Raw genomic sequence first — 1325 nt, 5'->3', positions numbered from 1 at the left:
GGGGGGGGGGGGGGGGGGGGCGCGGCGCGGGGGGGGGGGCGCGCCCGCGGGGCGCCCCCCCCCCGACCGCTGTCCGGCCCAGGCGGCCGGGTGGCTCACTGCTGGATCGGGTTGCCGTCCGTCCCGCAGATAAAGCCCTCGTTGATGCACTTGCTGACGCGCCGCTGCAACTCGCCCTCGTCCCACGCGTTGAAGAAGTCACCGTGGAAGGTGTATCCGGGGGCACTGGTGACGTTGGCGCCGTTCCGGGTCCCGGCGAGCGTGAGAGGGTGTTCGGTACCGGTTTAGGCTGCCGCGGAAGGTTTCGGGCGGAGGTATTGCCCGACTTTGTTCGGGCTGGCGGTCAGCCGGTGGCTCATGGAGTTGACCATGGCCCAGTGGATCATCGACCGGGACCGGGTAGGCAGTGCCTCGTAGTCGCGGTGCAGACGCCGGTACCGGCTCATGATCCCGAAAGTCTGCTCCACGCGCCACCGGACCTCCTGGACCACGAAGCCCTTCTGCTCCGCATCCCGTGAGACGACCTCCACATCTATGCCGAGGTCCGAGGCATGGGCGATCATCTTCGCCTTGTAGCCGGCGTCCACCCAGGCTTTCGTCACGCTGGGCAACTTCGCGGAAAGTACGTCGACGACGAGCTTTCCGCCGTTGGTGTCCTGCACGCCGGCGGCCGTGACGATCAGGACCAGCAGGAGCCCCAGGGTGTCAGTGGCGATGTGCCGCTTGCGGCCCTTGACCTTCTTCCCGCCGTCGTAGCCCTGTGTGGCGTCCGGTGCATTCGGCGACGCCTTCACCGTCTGCGCGTCGATCACTGCAGCCGTGGGCAGGATCCGGCGTCCCTTTTTCTTCCGTAACTGTTCACGGAGCGTGTCGTGGATCTCCTCGGCGGTGCCGTCCGCCTCCCACGCCTGGAAGTAGCCGTAGACCGTCGTGTGAGGCGGCAGATCATGAGGTAGATACCGCCACGCGATCCCAGTGCGGGCGACATAGAGGATCGCGTTGACGACCTCACGCAGGTCAGTAGTGGGCTCCCGGCCCTCGACCCGAGCAGCCCGCCACTCCAGCAGCAACGGCTCGACAAGTTCCCACTGGTCGTCCTTCAAGTCCGAGGGATACGCACGTCGTTCGGTCACCACATAGTCAATACAGCCCCGAAGCGCCGCCCGCTACGAGATCATGAAGACGCGTCCATCTCGCTTCGCGGCAGATCGGACGGATAGGGGGATACCTCTACCGAACACCTCCTAATGACGTTGTCAAGCCGCGACTGTGACAGGGAGTTCGCGTTGGAAGCACCGTCCGTCACGGATCAATGCCCACAGAAC

General features: G+C 65.9%; 1 protein-coding gene. It reads right to left on the bottom strand.

Going from position 1 to position 1325, the window contains the following annotated elements; translation table 11 throughout:
* Nucleotides 1-284: 284 nt before the first annotated feature.
* Nucleotides 285-1133, bottom strand: coding sequence for an IS5 family transposase (locus AB0M62_RS34845; protein WP_366078334.1), 849 nt, complete (start codon nt 1131-1133; stop codon nt 285-287).
* Nucleotides 1134-1325 lie beyond the last annotated feature (192 nt).

Source organism: Streptomyces sp. NPDC051219 (assembly GCF_040682335.1).
Lineage (GTDB): Bacteria > Actinomycetota > Actinomycetes > Streptomycetales > Streptomycetaceae > Streptomyces.
This window is presented reverse-complemented; position numbering and strand designations above follow the sequence as displayed.